At 51.7% G+C, this 1,492-nt stretch carries 2 protein-coding genes; both read left to right on the top strand.

Annotated elements, in window-relative coordinates; all coding sequences use genetic code 11:
• Positions 1–349: 349 nt before the first annotated feature.
• Entirely contained in the window at positions 350–1,099 is a 750-nt protein-coding gene (locus AXF19_RS03375) for a BRO-N domain-containing protein (protein WP_066845040.1), read from the top strand.
• A 24-nt stretch (positions 1,100–1,123) separates the two neighbouring features.
• On the top strand, positions 1,124–1,285 hold the full coding sequence (locus AXF19_RS14215; RefSeq protein ID WP_157092471.1) for a hypothetical protein: 162 nt from the start codon (positions 1,124–1,126) through the stop codon (positions 1,283–1,285).
• Positions 1,286–1,492: the final 207 nt, after the last annotated feature.

Below are 1,492 nucleotides of genomic sequence, written 5' to 3'. Positions count from 1 at the left end.
CCTCCTTTATTTTGTCGACACAATCATGTTATTCATTTTGTCGACAAAAGTCAAGAGGGTTAGATTGTGTCAGACAAGAAAAAAGCCGGTAGACCTGTTGCGGGTACACCAAAGACGGTAAAATTGACCGTTCGTGTAGACGAGGAAGCAATTAGCATTCTCGATTCATACTGTGAGCGGGAGAAGGTGAGCCGTGCAGACGGTGTGCGAACAGGGATAAAGACTTTGAAGGACAAGTAAAAAGCACCCGCCTCCGACCAAGGACAAACGAGTGCTTATGACAGAACCCCAAAGGATTTTGTAAATCCATTATACCAAATCCGACGGGGATTGCAAAGGAGAATGTATAATGGCAAACGAAGTACAGATTTTCGAGAACGCCGAGTTCGGTAAGGTGCGGACGATTGTGAAGGATGGAGAGCCGTATTTCGTCGGCAAGGACGTTGCGGATATTCTGGGCTATGCAAAACCCGAGAACGCCATTGCCACGCATGTTGATGAGGAAGATAAAACCAGTACCCTCATTCAGGGGACTGGTTCAAACTACAAGAGCAAGGCTGTTATCATCAACGAATCAGGCGTCTATGCTCTGATTTTCGGCTCGAAGCTCCCCAAGGCAAAGCAGTTCAAGCGTTGGGTTACATCGGAAGTGCTGCCCTCCATCCGCAAGACCGGCTCGTACAACACCATCCCGAAAGAACGCAGCGAGTTCAAGGAGCAGGAGCTCAAAGCCCGTATGCTGAACGCGCGTGTGCGTGAGTCGAACCAGTACCTCAAGATCGCCGCGCAGATCGACATCCCCGAGTACCGCTACATCTTGCAAGCGAAGTCGGCAGAGGCACTCAACGGCGGCGTTCCCGTCCTGCCCTTGCAGGAGGTCGAGCGCAAGACGTACTCCGCAACAGAGATTGGTGCGATGTTCGGCGTGTCGGCAAACAAGATCGGCAAGCTCGCGAACGCGCACAAGCTCAAGACGCCTGAGTACGGTAAGCTGTTCTACAGCAAGTCCGAGCATTCCGTGAAGGAAGTCGAGACGTGGCGGTACTACGAGAGCGTCATTCCTGTGTTTGAGAAGATTTTCGGACGGGAGGCGGCGTAGTTATGACGGCGGTAGAGATGGTGCTTGAACAGCCGATTCCTAAGGGGGGCGGAATTTGATGGACTTTGCTCCATCATTGATCTTCATAACGATGATCGGTCGTGGGAGATTACGAAAGCCTACAACTACGGCGTTATTATGGGGAAGCGCATGGAACGCGCCCGCCGCAAGCGCAATCAGCAGTAAACAACAACTTCATCATGAACCCGCTCAATCTGGGCGGGTTTTTTGATACTCATTTTTAGGAGGAACAAAATGACAAACGAAACGACAAGCAAAATCACGATCCGCTCTCTCACGGTAAAGGAGGTGCGGGAGCTGCGCAAGGCGGGGCTTGACCCTGCCTTTGCAAAGAAGGATGAGAGCGCGGATGTGACAGCGGGGATGATCGAC

The sequence above is a fragment of the Selenomonas sp. oral taxon 126 genome, from assembly GCF_001683335.1.
Classification (GTDB): domain Bacteria; phylum Bacillota; class Negativicutes; order Selenomonadales; family Selenomonadaceae; genus Centipeda.
The sequence above is the reverse complement of the archived record's forward strand: the minus strand, read 5'-3'. Positions and strand labels throughout refer to the sequence as shown.